The organism is Plantibacter sp. 2H11-2 (assembly GCF_050031945.1).
Lineage (GTDB): Bacteria > Actinomycetota > Actinomycetes > Actinomycetales > Microbacteriaceae > Plantibacter > Plantibacter auratus.
Genome location: NZ_JBNBBL010000006.1, coordinates 219,039 through 240,342, shown reverse-complemented (window position 1 = coordinate 240,342; position 21,304 = coordinate 219,039). Strand labels below are relative to the sequence as shown.

Genomic DNA, 21,304 nt, shown 5'->3' with positions numbered 1-21,304 from the left:
CCCGAGGGCGACAAGGCGTCGGTCGTTCCTGATGTCTCCGACGGTACGCGCCACCACCGACATGCACCGGTGGACGGCTCGATCCGTGCAGAACGCACTCACGAATGATCCTGTGGAGGACACTAGCACCACTAGAACGGATGTTCGATACCGATCGGGCGGCGTGTCGAAGACCGCTTCGCCCGTGGCGCTGGACGCGCTACGCGCCCGGCTGCAGCCGTCCGACGCCGTGGCGTCGCTCGTCCGGCACGTCGGTCGCGGTACAGAGCGCGATCCAGACGTCGCGGGGCGGGACACCGGCGCGCAACGCCTCCTCGGCGGTCTTCGAGCCGAACTCGGTGAGTCCGAGGTCACCGGTGAGTACCGCTCCGTACGCCGCGCCGAACTCGTCGGCGACGGCCGTCCTGAACTCACTCAGCTTCATTCCTGCTCCTGTCCCTTCCTCCGTCGTCCGTCCGGACGCGGAAACGCCCCGGGAGAGGGATCCCGGGGCGTTCTGCTGCCGTGCTCGCTCGATCAGCGGGAGACGAGTTCGTCCAGCTCGTTGACCAGTTCGTCCGGAACGGTGTCCGGGATGTTCGGGGAGAGACCCTCGATGACCGCGAGGCGGTCTCCGACCTCTCGCATGATGACGGAGATGGGGGTGTCGAGGGCGTCGGCCACCGAAGCGAGGATCTCGCTCGACGCCTCCTTCTGGCCTCGTTCGACCTCGCTCAGGTATCCGAGTGCGACGCTCGCCTTGCTCGCCACCTGGCGCAACGTGCGACCCTTCTGCAACCGGAAGTCCCTCAGCACGTCGCCGATCTCTTGACGGACTAGAACCACGTGACCCTCCCTCTGTGCTCTACGACCTCGTGTCGTACAGCGCTCTGCTTCTCCAACGCGGATTCACGTCGTCCCAGCTGATCGCCGTCTCGTTCGTGGATGGCCAACATTACAACCACTGTATGCCGAACAGTAACCAGGATCACTGGGCTTTTCTTGTGAATACGCCATCTGTAACGCGATGGAAACGGACGGTATTCCGCCGAACGGAGCCGGCGTTCACTGGAGTGCGCCGAGTTCGCGCACGAGGGCTTCCAACGCCAGCTCCACGGTCCGGTGTCGGATCTCCTGGCGGCCTCCGTCCAGGGTGAGCGGCACCACCCGTCCACCCGCTCGCGTCACGATGCCCACGAAGACCGTCCCGACGGCCTGGCCGTCCTGCGGGTCCGGTCCTGCGACGCCGGTCGTGGCGATACCGACGTCTGCCGGAAGCCCGTCGATCGCCAGGGCACGGCGCACGCCGTCCGCCATCTGGAGGGCCACCTCCGGGTGCACGGCGCCATGGAGCGCGAGGAGGCCGGCGTCGACTCCGAGCAACGAGTGCTTCAGGCGGGTGTCGTACGCGACCACACCGCCTCGGACCGTCGCGGACGCGCCGGGCACGCTGATGAGCGCCGCGGCCAGCAGCCCGCCGGTCAGGGACTCCGCGACACCGATCGTCAACCGGGCGTCGATGAGCGCGTGGACCGCCGAGGCGGCACCGGCGTCGGCCGACTCGACGGCGGCGGACGTCATCGCTTGACCTGCCGGTCGGCGCGAGACCCCCGGACGGCGGTGACGACGTAGTCGATGCCGCTGGCGATGGTCAGGAGCACGGCGATGGTCATGAAGACCCCGTTCACCCAGAGCACCCAGTCACCGAGGAGCACCCAGAACGGCGCGAGGGCGAGTGAGATCGCGACGGCCTGTGCCAGGGTCTTGAGCTTCCCCATCCACGCGGCGGCGACGACATGGTCGGAGATCACGATGAAGCGGTGGACGGTGATGCCGATCTCGCGCACGAGCACGACGGCCGTGACCCACCACGGCAGTTCGCCGAGGATCGACAACGCGACGAGCGCTCCGCCCGTCAGCACCTTGTCGGCGATCGGGTCGAGGATCTTGCCGAGGTCCGTCACGAGGTTGCGACTGCGGGCGATGTGTCCGTCGATGCCGTCGCTCGCGATCGCCACGACGAAGAGCAGGGCGGCCCACCACCGCAGTGCGCCGTCGGAACCGTCGTCCGCCAACAGCATCCACATGAACACGGGTGCGAGCACGATCCTCGCGACGGTGATCGCGTTCGGGAGGTTCCAGTTCGAGATGCGTGGCTCAGCAGCCGACGCGTTCGATGCCGTCATGTCTACTCCCGACCGGTGAGACTCCAGGCGTCTTCGTCAGAACCGCCCTCGACCTCAGGATAGTCCTGGAACTGGGCCTCGACCGGGTCCGCACCGTAGGGGTCGGGCTCGACGCCGCCGGCAGCGCCGACGACCGGAGCGGCCGCAGCGGCTGTCGAGGCCGCCGCTGCGGGGGCCGGAGCGGCCGAACCGTCGTCCTCGCCGCGCAGACGGGCCAGGACACCCGGCAGCTGCTCCGCGGTGACGAGGACGTCGCGGGCCTTCGAGCCCTCGGACGGGCCGACGATCTCGCGCGACTCCATGAGGTCCATGAGCCGGCCGGCCTTCGCGAAACCGACCCGCAGCTTCCGCTGCAGCATCGAGGTCGATCCGAACTGCGTCGACACCACGAGCTCCGCTGCGGCGAGCAGGAGTTCGAGATCGTCGCCGATGTCCGCGTCGATCTCCTTGCGCTCGGCGACGGCCTGGACGTCCTTCCGGTACTCCGGCCGCGCCTGGTTCGTGACGTGTTCGACGACCCGCTGGATCTCGTTCTCGCCGACCCATGCGCCCTGCACACGGATGGACTTGTTCGCACCCATCGGCAGGAACAGGGCGTCGCCCTGACCGATGAGCTTGTCGGCGCCCGGCTGGTCGAGGATGACCCGGGAATCGGTGACGCTCGTGACGGCGAAGGCGAGGCGCGAGGGGACGTTCGCCTTGATGAGGCCGGTGACGACGTCGACCGACGGACGCTGCGTCGCGAGGACGAGGTGGATACCGGACGCACGGGCCAGCTGCGTGATGCGGACGATGGAGTCCTCGACGTCGCGGGGGGCGACCATCATCAGGTCGGCGAGCTCGTCGACGACGACCAACAGGTAGGGGTAGGGCTTCAGCACGCGTTCGCTGCCCGAGGGGAGGACGATCTCGTTGGCCACGACGGCTTTGTTGAAGTCATCGATGTGCCGGTAGCCGAAGCTCGCGAGGTCGTCGTACCGCATGTCCATCTCCTTCACGACCCACTGCAGCGCTTCCGCCGCCTTCTTCGGGTTCGTGATGATGGGCGTGATGAGGTGCGGGACGCCCGCGTACGGCGCGAGCTCGACGCGTTTGGGGTCGATGAGGACCATGCGCACCTCGCTCGGCTTGGCGCGCATGAGGAGCGAGGTGATCATCGAGTTCACGAAGACCGACTTGCCGGAGCCGGTCGACCCGGCGACCAGGAGGTGCGGCATCTTCGCGAGGTTCGCGACGACGTAGCCGCCGCCGACGTCCTTGCCGACGCCGATCGTCATCGGGTGGTTGCTGTTCGTGGCCGCCGTCGAGCGCAGGATGTCGCCCAGGGTGACGATCTCGCGGTCGGTGTTCGGGATCTCGATGCCGATGGCGCTCTTCCCCGGGATGGGCGAGAGGATGCGGACCTCGTTGGACGCCACGGCGTAGGAGAGGTTCTTGCTGAGTGCCGTCACCCGCTCGACCTTGACGCCCGGGCCGAGCTCGATCTCGTACTGCGTCACGGTCGGGCCGCGGGAGAAGCCCGTGACCTTCGCGTCGACGCCGAACTGGTCGAGGACGCTCGTGATCGCAGCGACCGCTTCGTCGTTGGCCGCGCTGTGCGTCTTCGCTGGCTCACCCGCCGCCAGGGTCCCTGCGGACGGGAGACGATACGGCGTGTCGTCCTGGCCCTGCTGCGCCATCGGGCGCGCCGAGAAGTCGATCTGGTCGGGTGCACCGAGGAGCGCCGGGTCGAGGTCTTCGATGACCTCGGTCGCGCCGGGGATGCTGTCGTCATGCAGACCCGTCTGCGGTTTGATCTCGCCCGTGTTGAACCGCTTGACGGCGCTCTCCGCCGCTTCGAGGTCGCCGAGGAGCTCGGAGCCGAAGGCGTCGTGCACCGGAGCGACCTTTGGCGACGCGGCAGGCATGGCCACCGGTTCGAGCGGCGAGTCGAACCCGCCGGACGGCTTCTCGAGGCCGAGAAGCTCGGTCATGTTGTCGCCCATGAGCGGGTCCTCGAACGTCGGGTCGTCCTCGCGACGGCTCGTGTTGCGACGCCACCACGGCAGTGCCGCCGGCTCGTCGGGTTCCTCGTCGAGGTCGTCGAGTCGCTTCGTCCGCGCGCTCTTCGGCTCCGCGGGCTCTCCTTCTGGTGCCTCCGGCTGCTCGCCGAACATCCAGGTGGAGAACTGCCGCACGCGGGCACCGACGCGGTTCGGGGGCGTCTTGGTCACGATGAAGAGGCTGAGGAGGATCAGGAGCGAGATGAGGACGGTCGCGCCGATCGGGGTGATGATCGCGGCGAGCGGAGCGCCGAGGATCCACCCGAGGAGACCGCCGGCCTGCGCCAGCGCAGGCAGGCCCTGACTCGGGTTCGGCTGGCCGCCGTGGATGTGGCAGAGCGCCGAGATGCTGATGAGAAGCAGACCGAGGCCGATGCTGATGCGGCCGTTGTCGTCGACCGAGGCCGGGTGCCGGAACAGCCAGACCGCGAACACGATCATGATGACCGGGAGCACGAAGGCGAGTCGGCCGAAGAGGCCGCCGAACGACCAGGCGTCGAAGGTCTGGGCGACCGGGTCGGCCGCGCCGAACCACTCGACGACGGCACCGACGACGGCCAGCAGGAAGAGCAGGAAGGGGAAGCCGTCGCGACGGTCCTCCTTGGCGATTCGCTCGGGGCCGAGGGCTCTGACCGCTCCACCGACGCCGTGCGCGAGACCGAGCCACATCGAGGTCAGCACACTGCGCTGCTCCTCGGCGGCCGGATAGGCGACGGTCTTCTGCTGCTTCGTCGTCGACGCGCCCGCCTTGGTGCCGGGCTTGGTGTTCGTCTTCGTGCTCGTGGTGCGCGACGAAGCGCCGCTCGGCGAGGAAGCGCTGCGCGAACGGCTGGTCGAGTTGGAACGTGCGGCCATGCGTTCACGGTACTCGTCGCCACCGACGCAGCCCGGCAAGCTGGCGGGGTGTCCACGATCCGCGATCCGCCAGGCGGTCAGCGCAGATTCAGGACCATCGTGTCACGGGTCCCCCGCCGGTCCACGGTCGCGAACCCCTCGGTGCGGTACAGCGAGACGGCGTGGTTCGCCCGCTCCACGCTCAGGCTGATGCGCTGGTACCCGGCCGCTCTGGCGAGCTGCACGGTCGCGCGGAGCAACTGCCGGCCGACACCCTGGGCGCGGTGGATCGGACTGACCCCCAGGATGAGTTCGGGGACGCCGCCCGCCACGTACCCGAACCCGGGTGCATCGGACGGGAAGAGTCGATACCAGCACGCCCCGACGGGCGCACCGTCCTGCCCGACGGCGACGACCCCGGCGTCGCCGGGGCGACGCCAGCCGTGCACATACCGGGTGTGCTGCGCATCGGCGAGGACGGCGGACCGGGGACGGGGCGCGACGGCGTTCCAGTTCGCCGCCTCGACCATCATGTCGGTGAGGACGCGCACATCAGCCACCGCGGCGTCGCGGATCGAGTAGACCGCCATGGACGGATGGTACGCCACCGGTGTTTCGAGCAGATGACGCGCGAGGGGTCGCCGTCGGTCAGTACCGGATGGCGTCGATCACCTTCACGCGGACGGCGACGAGCGCCGGGAGGAGCCCGGCGATCGCCCCGACGGCCGTGGCACTCACCAGCCCGAGGACCGCCGCCTCGATGGGGAACGGCGGGAAGTCCGTCACGAGCCCTTGACCGATGAACTGCTCGACGATCGGACTCTTCACGACGGCGACGGCGAGCATGACGCCGATGACCCCGGCGACGAAGGTGGCGACGACACTCTCCATCATCACGGCGAAGAACACCCGCGGCGCGGTCGCCCCGAAACTGCGTCGGATCCCGATCTCGCGGATCCGCTGGCGGACGGTGACGAGCGAGAGGTTGATCAGCCCGAGGGCTCCGAGCAGGAGGATGAGCCCGGCGACCGCGCCGACCACGAGCTTCAACGACAGGAGCGGGTCCTCCCCCGTCTGGCCGAAGTCGTTGCGGAACACGTCGACGCTGTACGCGTCACCGAGTTCGGCACGCAGGTCGGACTGGATCCGCTGGGTGAAGGCCTCGGCGTCCGCGTTCGGGACCCAGAACTCGAACTGCGGCAGCTGACCGGGCTGCCCCATGCCCTCCTCGGCGCCGGACACCGGACCGATGAGCGCCGTCCCCGCGGGCAGGATCGACAGCTGCGGTTCGGTGTCCCACTCGTTGCTCGCGTACACCCCGACGATCACGGCCGTGACCGGGTGCTCACCGTGGACCGTGACCGTGGGGTGCGTCTCGATGGGTGGTGAGCCCAGGCGCTGCCAGAACGCCGGGTTCACGACGATCGCGGGTGCGAGGCGGTCGCCGTCGTCCTCCTGGAACCAGGCGCCCTCGTCGAGTCTGATGCGGTGCATCTCGCCGTATGGGACGTCGACGACGGTGGACTGCACCGGCACGGTCCCGTCGGCGAACTGCACGTTCAACTGGGTGCTGCCGGATTGCGAGACGTACCCGATGCCGTACCGCTCGGCGAGGTCGTGCACCGCCGTGATGTAGGTCTCCGGGTCGGGTTGCTCCGTTCCGGTGCCGTAGGCCGAAGCCATGAGCGTGGCGGGCCGGCCGCCGTAGCGTTCCTGCGACTCGGTCTGGGCCTGCGCCGCGAGCGACGACATGCCGACCATGCTCGTGAGGGCGCACACCGCGACGCCGACGCCGATGAGCGAGAGGATGACCCGGCCACGATGGATCCGCAGCTCCTGGGCGGCCTCGACGACCGCTCCGACGATCGAGGTCAGGATCCTAGACATCCGCTGCCTCCAGTTCGTGATCGGGGGTGAGCACGCCGTGGTCGAGACGGTGGTGGGTCGTCGCGAGTCGGGCGATCGCCCGGTCGTGGGTGATCGTCACGAGGGCGGCGCCCGTGGAGGTCGCCACCTCGTCGAGCAGGGACATGACTGAGGTGCCGGTCTCGACGTCGAGAGCGCCGGTCGGCTCGTCCGCGAGGATGAGCCGTGGCCCGCGGACGAGTGAGCGCGCGATCGCGACGCGCTGCTGCTCGCCGCCGGACAGTTTCGTCGGCATCGCATCGAGGCGGTCACCGAGTCCGACGCGTTCGAGCATCGCGGCGGCGATCTCGCGGCGACGCCAGAACGAGCGTCCACTCGCGTAGAGGAGCGGCGTCGTGACGTTCTCGAGCGCGGTCCGGCCCGGCAGGAGGTTGAACTGTTGGAAGACGAAACCGATCTGGGCTCCGCGCAGGCGGTCGCGCGCACCGGACCCGAGACGCTCCGCCGGCCGGCCGTCGAAGACGAGCGATCCGGAGGTCGGCTTGTCGAGCAGGCCGAGCAGGTTCAGGAGCGTCGACTTGCCCGAACCCGACCGACCGACGATGGAGACGCGATCGCCCTCGTGCACCTCGAGGTCGACGCCGTCGAGGATCGTCAGCGGCGGCGCATCGGGGATCTGGACGACCCTGGTGACCCCGCGGAGTTCGAGGAGCGTCACCCGACCGACCCGTCGCAGGCCATGCTGCCGTCCGGAAGCGTGGTGCACCCTTCGGGCGCGGGTGCGACGGCTCCAGGGACGAACTGGAGCACCGAGTCGCCTTCGGCGACACCGTCGACGATCTGCACCTGCTGTCCGTCGTTCAGTCCCAGCGTGACCGGCCGTTCCTCCTGCGCACCGTCGGCGCCGACGACCCAGACGGTCCCGGTCCCGGCCGAACCCTTGACCGCGGTCGTCGGGAGCACGAGGACGTTCTCGGCGACGCCGCCCGCGAGTTCGATCGTCGCGGCGAGTCCGGCGAAGACCCGGACGTCACCGGGCACCGCGCAGGTGACGGCGGTTCCGCCGGCACCGGGTGTCTGCCCGGATCCACCGCCCGTCGTCGGCTCCTCCTCGTCGCCACCACTCGACGGCGTCGTGACGCGCACCGCCGGACAGACGAACGGGGCCGGGCCGCCGTTGATGGTGACCGTCGCCTCGCCGGGGATGGTGAGCAGACGGTACTGCTTGTCGGCGCTCAACGCCCCGGTGATGGAGAACGTGGCCGGCGACACCTGCGCCACCGCGTCGCCGATCTGCACCGACTGCCCGTGGATGAGCTTGACGTTGCCGAGGGTGCCCGCGACCGGCGCGGTCACCTGCACGTACCGCTCCTTGCCCTCCTCGTCGATCGTCTTGACGTCGAGGATGGGATCACCCTCCGCGAGGACGGCCCCCTTGGCGGCGAACACCTCGTCGACGGTGCCGGCGACGGTCGACTTCGCCGTGCTGGCCGGGTCGGCGACGACCTGGCCCTCCACCGAGACGGTGTTGACCACGGTGCCGAGCGCGGCCTGGACCTGTGGTTCCACGAGGCTCCCCGTCGGCTGCGTCGGCCCCTCCTCCTTTGGTGCGTCCGGGAAGAACGCGACCTTCACGAGCGCCACCGCGATCGCGGCGAAGACGAGCAGTTTCAGAATGGGGAACACCCAGGTGCGGACAATGCCCACGCCGACCTCCGGAATCCACCGCAGTCGGAGTGACGAGCGGCCATAGGGGATTCCAAGGTAGCAACGCGGAAGGCGGCCGGACATCACCCTCGCGAATGATGTTCGACCGCCTCCTGGCGGGTGGGACCGAGCGGACCCGACCGGTGATCAGGCCTCGATGACGAGCGGGACGATCATCGGGCGGCGGCGGAAGGACGTGTTGACCCAGCGGCCGACGGTCCGACGGATCACCTGCGACAGCGCGTGCGTGTCTCGGACGCCGTTCTCCGCCGCCTCTGCGAGTGCCTTGGCGACCTTCGGCTTGATGTCGGCGAAGACCTTGTCGTCCTCGGCGAAGCCCTTCGCGTGCACCTCGGGGCCGGAGATGATGTGTCCGGTCTTCGAGTCGACGACGACGATGACCGAGATGAAGCCCTCCTCCGCCAGGATGCGACGGTCCTTGAGGTCGGCGTCGGTGATCTCGCCGACGGTCGAGCCGTCGACGTAGACGAGCCCGACGTCGAGCTGGCCGACGACCTTCGCGACGCCGTCCTTCAGGTCGATGACGATGCCGTCCTCGCCGATGAAGGTGTTCTGCGCCGGGACACCGCTGTCGATCGCGAGCTTCTGGTTCGCAACGAGGTGACGGTACTCGCCGTGGACCGGGAGCACGTTCTTCGGCTGGAGGATGTTGTAGCAGTAGAGCAGCTCACCGGCGGCCGCGTGACCGGAGACGTGGACCTTCGCGTTGCCCTTGTGGACGACGGTGGCGCCGAGCTTCGTCAAGCCGTCGATGACGCGGTAGACCGCGTTCTCGTTGCCCGGGATGAGGCTCGAGGCGAGGATGACGGTGTCGCCCGGGCCCGGCTCGATCGCGTGGTCGAGGTTCGCCATCCGACTGAGGACGGCCATCGGCTCGCCCTGTGACCCGGTCGACATGTAGACGATCTTGTCCTCGGGGAGGTCCTTCGCCTTCTTGTAGTCGATGAGCAGGCCCTCGGGGACGTTCAGGTACCCGAGGTCGGCTGCGATACCCATGTTGCGCACCATGGAACGACCGAGGAACGCAACGCGGCGGCCGTGGGCGTGAGCCGCGTCGAGGACCTGCTGGACGCGGTGCACGTGACTCGAGAAGCTCGCGACGATGACGCGGCGCTCGGACTTCGCGATGACCTGGTCGAGGACCGGCCCGATGGACCGCTCGAGCGGCGTGAATCCCGGCACGTCGGCGTTCGTCGAGTCGACGAGGAAGAGGTCGACGCCTTCTTCACCGAGGCGGGCGAAGGCGCGGAGGTCCGTCAGGCGGCCGTCGAGCGGCAGCTGGTCCATCTTGAAGTCACCGGTCACGAGGACGGTGCCGGCGTCGGTGTCGATGAACACCGCAAGCGCGTCCGGGATCGAGTGGTTGACCGCGACGAACTCGAGGTCGAACGGCCCCAGCGCCTCGATCTGGCCCTCCTTCACCGGCAGGGTGTAGGGGACGATGCGGTGCTCCTTGAGCTTCGCCTCGATGAGCGCGAGCGTCAGGCCGGAACCGATCAGCGGGATGTCTTTGCGGAGCTTCAGGAGGTACGGCACGGCGCCGATGTGGTCCTCGTGACCGTGCGTGAGCACGACCCCGACGATGTCGTCGAGCCGGTCCTTGATGGAGGTGAAGTCGGGCAGGATCAGGTCGACGCCCGGCTGGTGCTCTTCGGGGAAGAGCACGCCGCAGTCGACGATCAGGATCTTGCCGTCGATCTCGAAGCAGGTCATGTTCCTGCCGATCTCGCCGAGTCCTCCGATGGGGATGACGCGGAGCGTCCCCGGCTCGAGGACTGGCGGATCGATGATGGTATTGGGCATGTAGCCCCCCTCTGGTTTGTCTAGCGAGTCGTACCGGCGACCTTGGGCAGCGCGCCACCGGCGGCGGCGTTGCGGTCTGGCCGGAAGTTGCGGAAGTCGACGCCTGGGATGTCCTTCACCAGGTCGATCTCATCCTCGATCTGCGCGGCCTCCCACTCCTCCGGACCGACCAGCGGAAGACGTACCCGCGGGCTCTGGATCCGGCCGAGGCCGTGCAAGATGTATTTGGCGGCGACGGTGCCGGGGACGTGGGTCATGACCGCGCGCACGAGCGGCTCGAGCTGCCGGTGCGCTGCGGTGGCTGCGGGGAGGTCGCCGGAGTTCACCGCGTCGACCATGTGTCGGTAGGGCGTCGGCGCGATGTTGGCCGTGACGCCGATGAGGCCGGTGCCGCCGATGGCGAGTGTCGGCAGTGCGTTGGCGTCGTCGCCCGCGAAGTACATGAGGTCCGTCTGGTTCATGACCCGGCTCACCTCGCTGAGGTCGCCCTTGGCGTCCTTCACCGCGAGGATGTTCGGGTGCTTGGCCGCACGCAGGATCGTCTCGTAGGTGATGGGGATGCCGGTTCGCCCCGGGATGTCGTAGAGGATGACCGGCAGATCCGTGGAGTCGGCGATCATGCGGAAGTGGGTGAGCACGCCGGCCTGGGTGGGCTTGTTGTAGTACGGGGTGACGATCATGTTGCCGTCGGCGCCCGCCTGCTCGCTCTTCTTCGCGAGCTCGATCGCGTGGGCCGTCTCGTTGGAGCCACCACCGGTGATGATCTTCGCGCGCCCGCCCGCGACGGCCTTGCCGACCTCGACGAGCTTGACCTTCTCCGGGTCCGTCAGCGTCGAGGTCTCACCCGTGGTGCCGGTGACGACGATGCCGTCGGCCCCCGCGGTCACGACGTCGTCGATGTGTCGCTCGACGGCCTTCCAGTCGACCTCGCCGTCGGCGGTGAACGGCGTCACCAGGGCGACGAGGACTTGACCGAAGGGGTTCTCTGCACGCGACACCCTCTCAGGCTATCGGGTTTCCCTCTTGCGGGTCACCATCCGCACGGCCGTCACCTCGCGTCACACTGGCCGAGGGACCGGCACCCGGAACCTATGCTGACGGACACCATGTCCCCGCTGCCCGCCCTCTCGCTGATGCTCGTCCTCGTCCTGTCCACGACGGCGGTGGGTCTGGTCGTGCGTGCACGGAGCGGGCGTGCGTCGCACCGCACCGACGGGGACCGCCTCTCGTCGGCGGCACTCGGGACGACCACTCCGCTCGGCCGATCGGCCACCCTGGTGCAGTTCAGCACCGAGTTCTGTGCCCAGTGCCCCGGGACCAGACGACTGCTGCACGAGCTGGCCGACGGGGAGGCGGGCGTGGGCGTCCTCGACGTCGACCTGACCCACCGTCCCGACCTCGCGGACCGCTTCTCCGTCCTGCAGACGCCCACCGTCCTCCTCCTCGACCGCGCCGGGATCGTGCGCGGTCGGTTCTCCGGGGCCGCACGCCGTGCGGTACTCGCCGGCGAGCTCCGATCCGTCCTCGGGAGACCAGCATGACCTCGAACCCTCCAGCAGCACAGCCGACCGGCATCGACCCGCGCAGCCCGCGGTTCGGCGCGACCGTGACCGCCGTGCTCCTCCTCGTCGCCGTCTTCCTCGCGCTGACGGCGCCGCTCGCCGACACGCTGCCCGCGCAGGCCGGCCAACCGGCCTTCGTCCTCCTCGTCGTCATCGCAGCCCTGTTCGCGTGGGGCGCGTTCGCCGGGATCCGACGCCACCCGTACGGCGTCGTGTTCCGACGCCTCATCCGCCCGAGGCTCGGCCCGCCCGTCGAACTCGAGGCACCTGAACCACCGACCTTCGCGCAGGGCGTCGGGCTCGTGGTGGTCGCGATCGGACTCGTGCTGCACCTCGTCGGGTTGCCGGGATCCCTCGCCGTCTCCGCCGGTGCCGCGTTCGTCGCCGCCTTCCTCAACGCGGCGTTCGGGTTCTGCCTCGGCTGCCGCCTGTATGTGCTCCTCCTCCGCGCCCGCGTCATCGGACGACAAGCGTGACGGTGGCCTGAAGCACCTGTCGACACCGTTTGTCGACGGGGTGACCGTCCAGGTCGATCCGGTTAGGCTGACCCCACGAACACCAGCGCCGATGCGCTCCTGCACGGCCCGACGATGGAGGTTGCACCATGGCGGTAACAAGCGAAGCCACGACGGTCTGGAACGGCACGCTCTTCGAGGGATCCGGGCACACGAGCCTCGACACCTCCGAGGCGGCCGAGTTCGCCGTCGACTGGAAGGCACGCTCCGAGGGGTCCAACACGACGACGACCCCGGAGGAACTGCTCGGGGCTGCACACGCCTCCTGCTACTCGATGGCGTTCGCCAACGAGCTCACGAGCGCCGGATTCCCGCCGGAGCGCATCCAGGCGACCGCGGCGGTCTCCTTCACCCCCGGCACCGGCATCACCGGCAGCCACCTGCTCGTCAGCGCGGTCGTGCCCGGCATCTCCGAGGCCGACTTCGAGCGCATCGCCACGGCGGCGAAGGACGGCTGCCCGGTCTCACAGGCGCTCGCCGGCATCCCGATCACCCTCGAGGCCAGCCTCGCGTAACCACCACCGTCCAGCAGCACGACCAGGAAGGCGACGCGCATGCGCATCGTGATCGGCGGAGCCTCCGGGCTCATCGGAACGGCGCTCGGGCGCTCCCTCGAGACCGACGGCCATGACGTCGTCCGGCTCGTACGACGTCCGGCGCGTGGTGCCGGAGAAGCGGAGTGGGATCCGCTGGCAGGCGTACTGGATCCGGCGGTCCTGAGCGGCGCCGATGCGGTCGTCAACCTCTCCGGCGCCTCCCTCGGCAAGCTGCCTTGGACGGCGGCCTACCGATCCACGATCCTCTGGTCACGACTCAGCGCCACCCGGACACTCGTCGACGCCATGAACCGGGTGGAACAGCCACCGGCCGCCTTCCTCAGTGGTTCGGCGGTCGGGTACTACGGCGACCGTCCGGGAGAGACCCTCACGGAGGACTCCTCCAGAGGGACCGGATTCCTCGCCGATGTCGTCGTCGCCTGGGAGGACTCGGCGCTCGCGGCGCCCGACGCCGTCCGCACCGTGCTGCTCCGCAACGGCATCGTCGTCGACCTGGCAGGCGTGCTCAAGCCGCTGGCACCGCTCACCCGGTTCGGGGTCGCCGGTCCGCTCGGTTCGGGCCGCCAGTTCTGGCCGTGGATCGGGCTGCAGGACGAGGTCCGGGCGATCACCCACCTCCTGACCTCGACGCTCTCCGGACCGGTGAACCTGTGCGGTCCGCAGGCCGCCCGCGCCGACGACCTCATGTTCGAGCTCGCCAGACGGATGAACCGGCCCTATCTGCTCCGCGTCCCGAAGTTCGCCCTCAAGGCGCTCCTCGGCGACGCCGCCGACGGACTGCTGCTGAGCGATCAGCGCGTCGAACCTCGTCGGCTCCTGGACGACGGCTTCACGTTCAGCACGCCGACCGTCGAGCAGGCGTTGGCCGAAGCACTCGCTCGCGACTGAACGACGGGACGCCGCCGCTCCGGTCAGCTCCGCGAGAGCCGGATCGCCTGTCGGATGGCCTGCCGTGCGCGGCGGCGGTCTCCGGCACCGTCGTAGACGAGTCCGAGGCGGTACCAGGACCGCCAGTCGTCTGGAGCGGCCTCGGCCGCGTCGCGGTACTTCGGGAACAGCTCGTCTGCGGCATCACGCATCGGCCGGCCGCTCTCGCGGGTCTCGACCTGCTCGGGCGGAAGGCCGCCCTCGGCCTCGAGGCGGACTCCGAGTCGCTCGGCGCCCAGCCCGAAGGCGATCTCGCGCCAGAGCGCCCAGACGCCGAGGATCGGCAGGACGATGAGCGCCGCACCCATGGCGATGCCGACAGGCTCGCCCGTGCCGAGGAGGACGACGGCACGGTACCCGACGAGGACGATGTAGAGGACGAGCAGGGCCGCGATGATCGCGACCATGACGCGGGTCTTCACAGGGCGCTGGCCGCCGCGGCTTGGCCGGAGACGTGCTCGGGCGCCCCTTGGGCGGCCCGCCGACCCGCCGGCCCAGGGCGATCGAGTCCGAGGTCGAGCAGACTGTCGAGACCGACGGTGACCCCCCGGGCGTCGCGGGCGGCGACGAGGGCGAGCCGGATGCCCCGCTCGTAGGACGCGGGCGAGATCGTGTCGTGCGTGATCGTGACGAGTTCGTCGACGCCACCGAACACGACCTCCTGGCGGGCGACGACGCCCTGGAGCCGCAGGCTGTGGATCGGGATGCTCGAGACCTGCTGTCCCCGCGCCCGCTGGTCGGTGTGCGGAGCGGCGACGGGCCCACGGTCGCCACGCGCGGCCATCATCAGCTCGGCGGTGCGCACGGCGGTCCCGGAGGGCGAGTCCACCTTCGTGTCGCGGTGGGACTCGATGATCTCGATCGAGTCGAAGAAGCGGGCCGCGACGGTCGCGAGACTCGTCGACAGGACGGACCCCAGCGAGAAGTTGGGGATGATGACGACGCCCTGCTCGGGCAGCTCGGCGAGCCGGCGGTCGAGTCGCTGGATACGCTCGGCCGACCAACCGCTCGTCCCGACGAGCACGTTGATGCCCTGAGCGACGGCGTGGTCGACGATCCGCTGGCTGACACCCGGGACCGTGACGTCGACGACGAGGTCCGCCCCGTCCATCTCGCTCAGCTCGCTCGACGAACCGAGCGACGCGACCAGCTCGAAGTCGTCGAGTGAACCGATGATGCTGGTGAACAGTCGGCCCATCTTGCCGCTCGCGCCGGCCAGCGCCACTCGTGTCGTCATGCCCTCAGCTTACGTGCTGCCCGTCCGGGAGGAGGCGGGCCGCCCGGCTAGACGATGTGCGGCTCGGGAAGACCCGTGCGGAGCTCCATGGGGAGGTGCGCGAGGTCGTTGTGGGTGATGAGGCTCCACGGACGCCCGGCGCGCTGGTGCAGCACCGTCAGTCCGCCGTTGGCCTGGTTGATGCTCACCCAGCGCCATGCGGGCGCCTGGAGCGCCTCGCGGACGAGCCACCCGATGACGAAGTTGTGCGTGATGAGCAGCTCGTGATGGTCACCGCGCTTCGGCGAGAGGAACTCGGCGGCGGCGTCGGCCATCTGCGCTTCGCCCGCCTCGATCTCCGCCTCGGTGATCGAGCCGAAGAAGGGGTCGAACGCCGACGGCGTCTCCGGTGTCCGACCGCTCGGGACGCAGTCGAAGAGCAGTGACGACGGCTCCGGTGTGACGGCCGGCATCCGCTCGGCGATGATCTGGGCGGTCTCCGCGGCACGCTGCAACGGCGAGTGCCACGCCGCGGTCATCGGGACACCACCGAGGCGCTCCGCGAGCAGCTGTGCCTGACGCCGACCGCGTGCCGACAGTGGTCCGTCGGGCAAGCCGTGCTCAGCATGCTGCTGCTCGCCGTGTCTGACGAGATACAGGTAATGGGACATTCAACGCACCCCCGCGATGATCGGAGCGAAGGTGTCCTCGTCGACGGCTCCGACCGCCGACACCGTGATGGGCTGCGCGGCGAGGTGCTGCGCGAGCTGCTGGACGTCGTCCTGACCGACGGACTGCAGGCGACGGATGCTCTCGTCGAGGTCGATGAACTCGCCGAGGGTCAGCTCCGCTCGACCGAGGCGGCTCATCCGCGAGTCCGAATCCTCCAGCGCCAGCGCCGAGGCGCCGCTCAGCTGGCCGAGCGCGCGCGACAACTCCTCGTCCGTCACGCCGTGCTCGGCGAGCCGGTGGAGTTCGGCGAGCATGAGCTCGGCGACGGTCGCCGCCTTCGCCGTGGAGCAGGCGGCAGCGAGGCCGAAGACGCCGGCGTCCGAGTAGCTGCCGGCGAACGAGTACACCGAGTAGGCGAGCCCGCGCCGTTCGCGGATCTCCTGGAACAGGCGGCTGGACATGCCGCCACCGAGGATGGAGTTGAGCATGCTCATGGCGAATCGTCGCTCATCGCCCGCGATGAGGCCCGCTCCGCCGATCTGCAGGTGGACCTGCTCGGTGGGCCGGTGTACGACCGAGAGCGGCGAGCCGCCGACGATGGCAGCAGGAGCGAGCGTCCGACGCGCGACCGGTGCGGCCACCGCGTCCGCCGGCCAGCCCGCATGCACGAGCGCCTCGGACACCTGGGCGACGAGCGCGTCGTGGTCGACCGCGCCGGCCGCCGTCACGATGACGTCGTTCGCGCGGTAGTTGGCTCGGTAGTGCGCCACGACGGCGTCCCGGCCGACCTCGACGATCGACTGCGGGTGACCGCCGATGGGACGCCCGAGGGGGTGCTCGCCGAGCACGCGCTCGAAGAACCGTTCGTTGGCGACGTCCCCCGGATCGTCGTCCATCATCGCGAGCTCTTCGAGGATGACGCCGCGTTCGTTCTCGAACTCCTTCGGGTCGAGCAGCGAGGAGGTGAGCATGTCGGTGATGACGTCCACCGCCATCGGCAGGTCGCGATCGCGCACCTTGGCGTAGTAGCAGGTGTGCTCCTTGGCCGTGAGCGCGTTGTGCTCGCCGCCGACGGCGTCGAAGGCGACCGCGATATCGAGGGCGGAACGCGACGGCGTGCCCTTGAACAGGAGGTGCTCGAGGAAGTGCGTCGAGCCGAAGGTCGCCGGTCGATCGGCGGTCGCCGGTTGTTCGTCGCGGGAGCCGACGGCCACCCAGTAGCCGATCGTCGCGCTACGGCTGCCCGGCATGTGTTCGCTCAGGATGCGCAGCCCGTTGGGCAGGACCGTCCGGCGGACGAGCGCGTCCCCGGATGCGGTGAACGCGAGCTCGGGACGAGTGAGCGGAAAGTCGACGGCGGCGTTCATCACCCCAACCATACGTCAGGTTCCCGGGCGTCGCGCGCGAGCGACCGTGCGCAGGCGACCGCCGGTCGACTCAGCGCAAGCGACCGGAGACGCGGTCGAGCTCGAGGATCTGCCCGCGGCTCAGCCGCACGTCAGCGGCCGCGATGAGCGAGTCGACGTGAGCCGGCTGGGACGCGCTCGCGATGGGCGCGACGACGCCGGGACGTGACATGGCCCAGGCGAGCGCGGCCGAGGCCACCGTGCAGCGGTTCTCCTCCGCGATCTCGTCGAGGACGTGCAGGACCCGCAGTCCGCGGCGGTGGAGATGGGTCGCGGCGCGACTGCCGCGGGTGCTCGGGTCGAGGTCGGAACGAGTGCGGTAGCGGCCCGTCAGGAACCCGTTCGCGAGGGCGAAGTAGGGCAGGACACCGAGGTGCTGGGCCGTCGCGACGAGCGCGAGGGTGCTCTCGTACGGCTCCCGGTGCATGAGGCTGTAGTGCGTCTCGAGCGCGACGAACTGGGTGAAGCCGCTCGCCGAGAGGATCCGCGCCTCCATCAGCCGTTCAGGGGTCGTGTTCGAGGTGCCGAGGTAGCGGACCTTGCCGGTCTCGATCAGCCAGTCGACCGTCCCGAGGCTGTCGGCCAACGGGATGCTCGGGTCGTCGTCGTGGAAGGACAGCAGGTCGATGTGGTCGGTCTGCAACCGTTCGAGCGCCGCCTCGACCGCGCGGATGATGCTCACCGAGCCGAGACCCGGGTAGTCGGGGTGCCGGCCGATCTTCGTCGCGACGACCATGTCGTCCCGGTTGCGGCGCTTCCGCATCCAGTTGCCGATGAGGATCTCGCTGCGTCCGCCCGCGTAGCTGTCGGCGGTGTCCACCATGTTGCCGCCGGAGTCGTGGAACCGGTCGAGGATGTCCGACGTCGTGTCGGGGTCGACCGTCCACCCGAACACGCTGCCGCCGAGCACGACCGGGAAGACCGACAACTCGGAGTCGCCGATCGTGCGCCTCGGTGCCTCGGAGGGCTCGGGGTCCTGGACGGGCGTCGGGAAGGACGGGTGCGGGACGAGCTGCTCGGGACGCCGACTCGCGTCGTCGTCGACGCCGTCCGCTGCTCCGCCGACGAGAGAACTGCCACGGGTGCTCGACGAGCGCCAGAGGTGTGGCATCCCCTGCCCCTCTCTCGGTCCGCCGACCGGTGACGCGCTGCACCGTCGGGATCCGTGCGTGGAGCGACGGGCCGGTGCTTGCTCACCAGGCTAGAGGAGACCGGCGACTTCGGCCGGACGACATCACGACCGGGTGGCAACTGATTCGTAACGATTCCCCTTTCCACCCGGGGCGGCCCTTCAACGGGGCGACATCACCGTTCCTTGAAGTACCGGAAGAGCTGCTCCTCCTTCGTGAGCGCCACCCCGCCGATCACTCCGCACAGGACGGCGGGCACGGCGACCACGGCTGGTCGGATCGCGATCCCAGCGACCACTCCAAGGCCTTCCTGGGGCGCGATCTCCAGGAGCAGCAGGATGGCGGACACCGCCATCACTGCAGCGCCGACGGCCCAGCAGAGTGTTTCGCAGACGAGTTGCAGCACCTGGGACCCGACCGGCACCCCTGCATGACGCGCGGATGCCAATTCGATGCGGCGGGTTCGGGTCGCGACGAACCCGATTGCGGCGGCGATGACGATTCCGACGAGCGGCGCGAATCGAGAGAGACGCTCGGCGTACCGCGCGGCGCCGTCGAAGTGAGCGCCGAGCGTGCTGTTGAGCTGCGCGAGCCGGGGCGGCGATGCATCCGTTGCCCCAGCCCCTGGGAGGAGGACGGTGCGCAGCGCATCGGTCGACGACTGCGACTGCGGCCAGGTGTCGATCCAACATTCGTCGAACGGTCCGATCGCCGCTGTCGGAGCAATGAGCGCGTATCCGAGGCCAGGCCGGCGGCCGTCCTCCGCGGAGGTAAAAACGGCTCCGACCTCGACCGTGCCGCTCATCAACGGGAGCTTGTCACTGGCATCGAGTTCGAGGGCATCTGCGAGCGCGGCCGAGACGAGCACGCCACGGTGGGGGCGCGGCGTATCGAGCGCAACGAAACCGGAGAAACCCGGACTGGCCTCGAACGTCGGTACGGACGAACTCGGAAGCGCCAGCAGGCGTTCGTTCTCAGTCGACGGCCTCATGGCTCCCGCAGCGTCGATGCCTGGGATCGTCGTGAGCCGGTCGCAGGCTGGCCCGTCGATCTGTTGGGGGGCGATGTAGACCAGGGTCGCCCCACCCGCACGTCGGTAGACGTCGGCAGCAGTCAGGAGTTGGGACATCGTGCCGATCTCAGCCAAGCCCAGCACAAGGACGATGGCGAACAACACACAACCGAGCATCGTCGCCTTCGTCGTGCCGGACTGCACGTCGAGCGCTGCTTCTCGGAGGGTCGATGCCCACCTCATCGCGCTGCACCGAGTGCGATCTCGTCAGTGCATGCATCGCGCGTGCGCTCATCGTGCGTCGCGATGACGACGATGGTCCCGTCGGATGCGATCGACCCGATCGCCTCGTTCACCGACACGGCCGTGCGCTGGTCCAGCTGAGCGGTCGGCTCGTCCACTAGCAACAGGTGGGGATGCGTCGCAAGTGCGCGGGCGAGCATCAGGCGCTGCGCTTCCCCGCCCGAGAGGTGTCGAAACTGACGCAGGCTGACTGCGGCGAGACCCACCGTCTCGAGGTCGGCGAACGCGCTCTGCCAAGCATGGTCGTGATCCGCGCCGCGCGCGAGATAAGGGAGCGCGACGTGGTCGAGAACAGTCCGTCTCGCAACTCCGTGCGGATTTTGGAACACCCAACTGGTCACCGCGACGTCCTCGCGCACGATCACACCCTTCGTCGGGCGCAGCCAGCCTGCGAGCAGACTGAGCAACGTGCTCTTGCCCGAACCGGATGGCCCGGTCACCGCGTACACGCACCCCGGTACCAAGCGGAACGAGAGGTCTTCAAACAGCCAGTCGCCCTGTGGGAAGCGCAGGGACAGGCCCTCGGCCGTCAACCGCATGGTCGACCGGGAGGGAGCCGAACGTCGACTACCACGACCTCGGCGTCTGCTGGCACAACGACGTAGCTCTGACCGAGACCTGATCCGACGACCTCGACGACGACGGTGTGACCGGCACTGGAGATACACCCCGTCGAACCGTCTAGTCCGAAGACCGCAGCGGGTGGCACGGTGGTCACCGTCACCGGCGATGCGAGCTCAAGGTCGACGATGAAGTCCGTGCCATCGTCCGCTGCAACCCACGCTGCGAATTCAGACGACCGGCCGAGCTCGTGAAGGGCTGCAGGATCCGCGATGGCCCCCTGATCGTCCACCGCAACCCGGACTTCGCCCGCGACGATGACCCGTGGGCCAGGAGCGAGCGTGTCAGGTAGCGCGGCGACACGTGCACTGGCGATGACCGGCGGCGCAACGAACAGCGCGTCATCCGGCGCGACGGATGCACCGAGAACTGTCGGACAGCTCGTGATCCCCGTCACAGGTGCGGGGATCCAGACGAAAGCCTCCCGAGGTATGACGCTCCAGTCGCTGCTGTCCACGCCGTTGCGCTCCGCGAGGTCGCGAGCCGCGCGCAGGGTCAGAGGGCCGAACTCGCCGTCGGCATCCAGCGAGTAGCCCAGTCGATTCAGCTCGGTTTGGAGGCCTCTGACATCGGTTCCGACGGAGTCCTGTCCGAGGTCCCGCCACAGCGGCGCGCCCGACGCGAGGTAGACCAGGGACCGCCCGTTGATCGCTATGCCCGATTCACCGGACTGCGCCTCGCCGCCGACTGCGCAGCTCGTCCGCGTGATGAATCCGCCTACCGGCGTGACGATCTCACCCTGCGACTGGGTCTCAAAAGCGAGCGTGACGCTGCGTACGTCGAGGTACTTCGTACTGGTCACGGGTACCTCGCCTACCGGGACCGCCCCGCCGATCGCCGGCGGCGCAGCCTCGGGATGAGCGACCCCGACGACCGTCACCCCGAGGAGTGCTCCCAGCACGAGCAGCGAGGGGATCATGAGCCACACGGACGGCGGAAGCCGAC

Annotated in this window: 23 protein-coding genes; 4 read left to right on the top strand and 19 right to left on the bottom strand. The window is 69.2% G+C overall.

The window, feature by feature from the left end; genetic code table 11:
* Positions 1–199 precede the first annotated feature (199 nt).
* From ACQG07_RS13790 to dapA, 11 genes are all read right to left on the bottom strand, one after another.
* On the bottom strand, positions 200–424 hold the full coding sequence (locus tag ACQG07_RS13790) for a DUF3046 domain-containing protein (protein ID WP_079707086.1): 225 nt from the start codon (positions 422–424) through the stop codon (positions 200–202).
* A 92-nt stretch (positions 425–516) separates the two neighbouring features.
* The gene (locus tag ACQG07_RS13785) at positions 517–825 is read right to left on the bottom strand and encodes a helix-turn-helix domain-containing protein (RefSeq protein WP_056012120.1); all 309 of its coding nucleotides are present in this window, start codon (positions 823–825) and stop codon (positions 517–519) included.
* Between the two features lie 219 nt (positions 826–1,044).
* Positions 1,045–1,560: a CinA family protein gene (locus tag ACQG07_RS13780; RefSeq protein WP_274500918.1), complete on the bottom strand. Its 516-nt coding sequence runs from the start codon at positions 1,558–1,560 to the stop codon at positions 1,045–1,047.
* Complete coding sequence (pgsA, locus tag ACQG07_RS13775; protein ID WP_159879061.1) at positions 1,557–2,165, bottom strand: CDP-diacylglycerol--glycerol-3-phosphate 3-phosphatidyltransferase; 609 nt, start codon at positions 2,163–2,165, stop codon at positions 1,557–1,559. The genes ACQG07_RS13780 and pgsA overlap by 4 nt, the downstream gene beginning before the upstream one ends.
* A 2-nt stretch (positions 2,166–2,167) precedes the next feature.
* Complete coding sequence (locus ACQG07_RS13770; RefSeq protein ID WP_274500916.1) at positions 2,168–5,062, bottom strand: FtsK/SpoIIIE family DNA translocase; 2,895 nt, start codon at positions 5,060–5,062, stop codon at positions 2,168–2,170.
* A gap of 77 nt (positions 5,063–5,139) precedes the next feature.
* Positions 5,140–5,631, bottom strand: a complete 492-nt coding sequence (locus ACQG07_RS13765; protein WP_079707090.1) for a GNAT family N-acetyltransferase — start codon at positions 5,629–5,631, stop codon at positions 5,140–5,142.
* Between the two features lie 58 nt (positions 5,632–5,689).
* Positions 5,690–6,928 (bottom strand): ABC transporter permease, encoded by a 1,239-nt coding sequence (locus ACQG07_RS13760; protein ID WP_192006555.1) that lies wholly within the window; start codon positions 6,926–6,928, stop codon positions 5,690–5,692.
* Complete coding sequence (locus tag ACQG07_RS13755; RefSeq protein ID WP_079707092.1) at positions 6,921–7,625, bottom strand: ABC transporter ATP-binding protein; 705 nt, start codon at positions 7,623–7,625, stop codon at positions 6,921–6,923. Before ACQG07_RS13755 ends, ACQG07_RS13760 begins: the two co-directional genes overlap by 8 nt.
* Positions 7,622–8,614: a hypothetical protein gene (locus ACQG07_RS13750; protein ID WP_426738545.1), complete on the bottom strand. Its 993-nt coding sequence runs from the start codon at positions 8,612–8,614 to the stop codon at positions 7,622–7,624. Before ACQG07_RS13750 ends, ACQG07_RS13755 begins: the two co-directional genes overlap by 4 nt.
* 147 nt (positions 8,615–8,761) lie before the next feature.
* Complete coding sequence (locus ACQG07_RS13745; protein WP_064294449.1) at positions 8,762–10,438, bottom strand: ribonuclease J; 1,677 nt, start codon at positions 10,436–10,438, stop codon at positions 8,762–8,764.
* Between the two features lie 20 nt (positions 10,439–10,458).
* Positions 10,459–11,436, bottom strand: a complete 978-nt coding sequence (gene dapA, locus ACQG07_RS13740; RefSeq protein ID WP_137243236.1) for a 4-hydroxy-tetrahydrodipicolinate synthase — start codon at positions 11,434–11,436, stop codon at positions 10,459–10,461.
* Between the two features lie 108 nt (positions 11,437–11,544).
* On the opposite strand from dapA, the gene ACQG07_RS13735 reads away from it, so the two are divergent.
* From ACQG07_RS13735 to ACQG07_RS13720, 4 genes are all read left to right on the top strand, one after another.
* The gene (locus tag ACQG07_RS13735) at positions 11,545–11,979 is read left to right on the top strand and encodes a thioredoxin family protein (protein ID WP_137243237.1); all 435 of its coding nucleotides are present in this window, start codon (positions 11,545–11,547) and stop codon (positions 11,977–11,979) included.
* Positions 11,976–12,476, top strand: coding sequence for a DUF4395 domain-containing protein (locus ACQG07_RS13730; RefSeq protein WP_426738544.1), 501 nt, complete (start codon positions 11,976–11,978; stop codon positions 12,474–12,476). Before ACQG07_RS13735 ends, ACQG07_RS13730 begins: the two co-directional genes overlap by 4 nt.
* A gap of 128 nt (positions 12,477–12,604) precedes the next feature.
* On the top strand, positions 12,605–13,030 hold the full coding sequence (locus ACQG07_RS13725; protein WP_064294452.1) for an OsmC family peroxiredoxin: 426 nt from the start codon (positions 12,605–12,607) through the stop codon (positions 13,028–13,030).
* A gap of 39 nt (positions 13,031–13,069) precedes the next feature.
* Complete coding sequence (locus ACQG07_RS13720) at positions 13,070–13,960, top strand: TIGR01777 family oxidoreductase (protein ID WP_426738543.1); 891 nt, start codon at positions 13,070–13,072, stop codon at positions 13,958–13,960.
* 23 nt (positions 13,961–13,983) lie between these two features.
* On the opposite strand, the gene ACQG07_RS13715 is transcribed toward ACQG07_RS13720, so the two are convergent.
* The 8 genes from ACQG07_RS13715 to ACQG07_RS13680 all read right to left on the bottom strand — a co-directional run bounded on the left by ACQG07_RS13715 (position 13,984) and on the right by ACQG07_RS13680 (position 21,278).
* The gene (locus ACQG07_RS13715) at positions 13,984–14,406 is read right to left on the bottom strand and encodes a hypothetical protein (RefSeq protein ID WP_194718991.1); all 423 of its coding nucleotides are present in this window, start codon (positions 14,404–14,406) and stop codon (positions 13,984–13,986) included.
* Positions 14,407–14,417: 11 nt separating this feature from the next.
* On the bottom strand, positions 14,418–15,236 hold the full coding sequence (dapB, locus tag ACQG07_RS13710; protein WP_194604657.1) for a 4-hydroxy-tetrahydrodipicolinate reductase: 819 nt from the start codon (positions 15,234–15,236) through the stop codon (positions 14,418–14,420).
* Positions 15,237–15,283: 47 nt separating this feature from the next.
* The gene (locus ACQG07_RS13705) at positions 15,284–15,886 is read right to left on the bottom strand and encodes a histidine phosphatase family protein (RefSeq protein ID WP_071262315.1); all 603 of its coding nucleotides are present in this window, start codon (positions 15,884–15,886) and stop codon (positions 15,284–15,286) included.
* Positions 15,887–17,254 (bottom strand): M16 family metallopeptidase, encoded by a 1,368-nt coding sequence (locus ACQG07_RS13700; RefSeq protein ID WP_426738542.1) that lies wholly within the window; start codon positions 17,252–17,254, stop codon positions 15,887–15,889.
* Positions 17,255–17,324: 70 nt separating this feature from the next.
* Positions 17,325–18,404 (bottom strand): aldo/keto reductase, encoded by a 1,080-nt coding sequence (locus ACQG07_RS13695; protein WP_079002693.1) that lies wholly within the window; start codon positions 18,402–18,404, stop codon positions 17,325–17,327.
* Between the two features lie 194 nt (positions 18,405–18,598).
* Positions 18,599–19,678 carry a hypothetical protein gene (locus ACQG07_RS13690; protein ID WP_426738541.1) on the bottom strand — a complete coding sequence of 360 codons (1,080 nt, stop codon included), beginning with the start codon at positions 19,676–19,678 and terminating at the stop codon, positions 18,599–18,601.
* The gene (locus ACQG07_RS13685) at positions 19,675–20,277 is read right to left on the bottom strand and encodes an ATP-binding cassette domain-containing protein (protein WP_426738540.1); all 603 of its coding nucleotides are present in this window, start codon (positions 20,275–20,277) and stop codon (positions 19,675–19,677) included. The genes ACQG07_RS13690 and ACQG07_RS13685 overlap by 4 nt, the downstream gene beginning before the upstream one ends.
* Positions 20,268–21,278, bottom strand: a complete 1,011-nt coding sequence (locus ACQG07_RS13680; RefSeq protein WP_426738539.1) for a peptidoglycan-binding domain-containing protein — start codon at positions 21,276–21,278, stop codon at positions 20,268–20,270. The genes ACQG07_RS13685 and ACQG07_RS13680 overlap by 10 nt, the downstream gene beginning before the upstream one ends.
* Between the last annotated feature and the right edge of the window lie 26 nt (positions 21,279–21,304).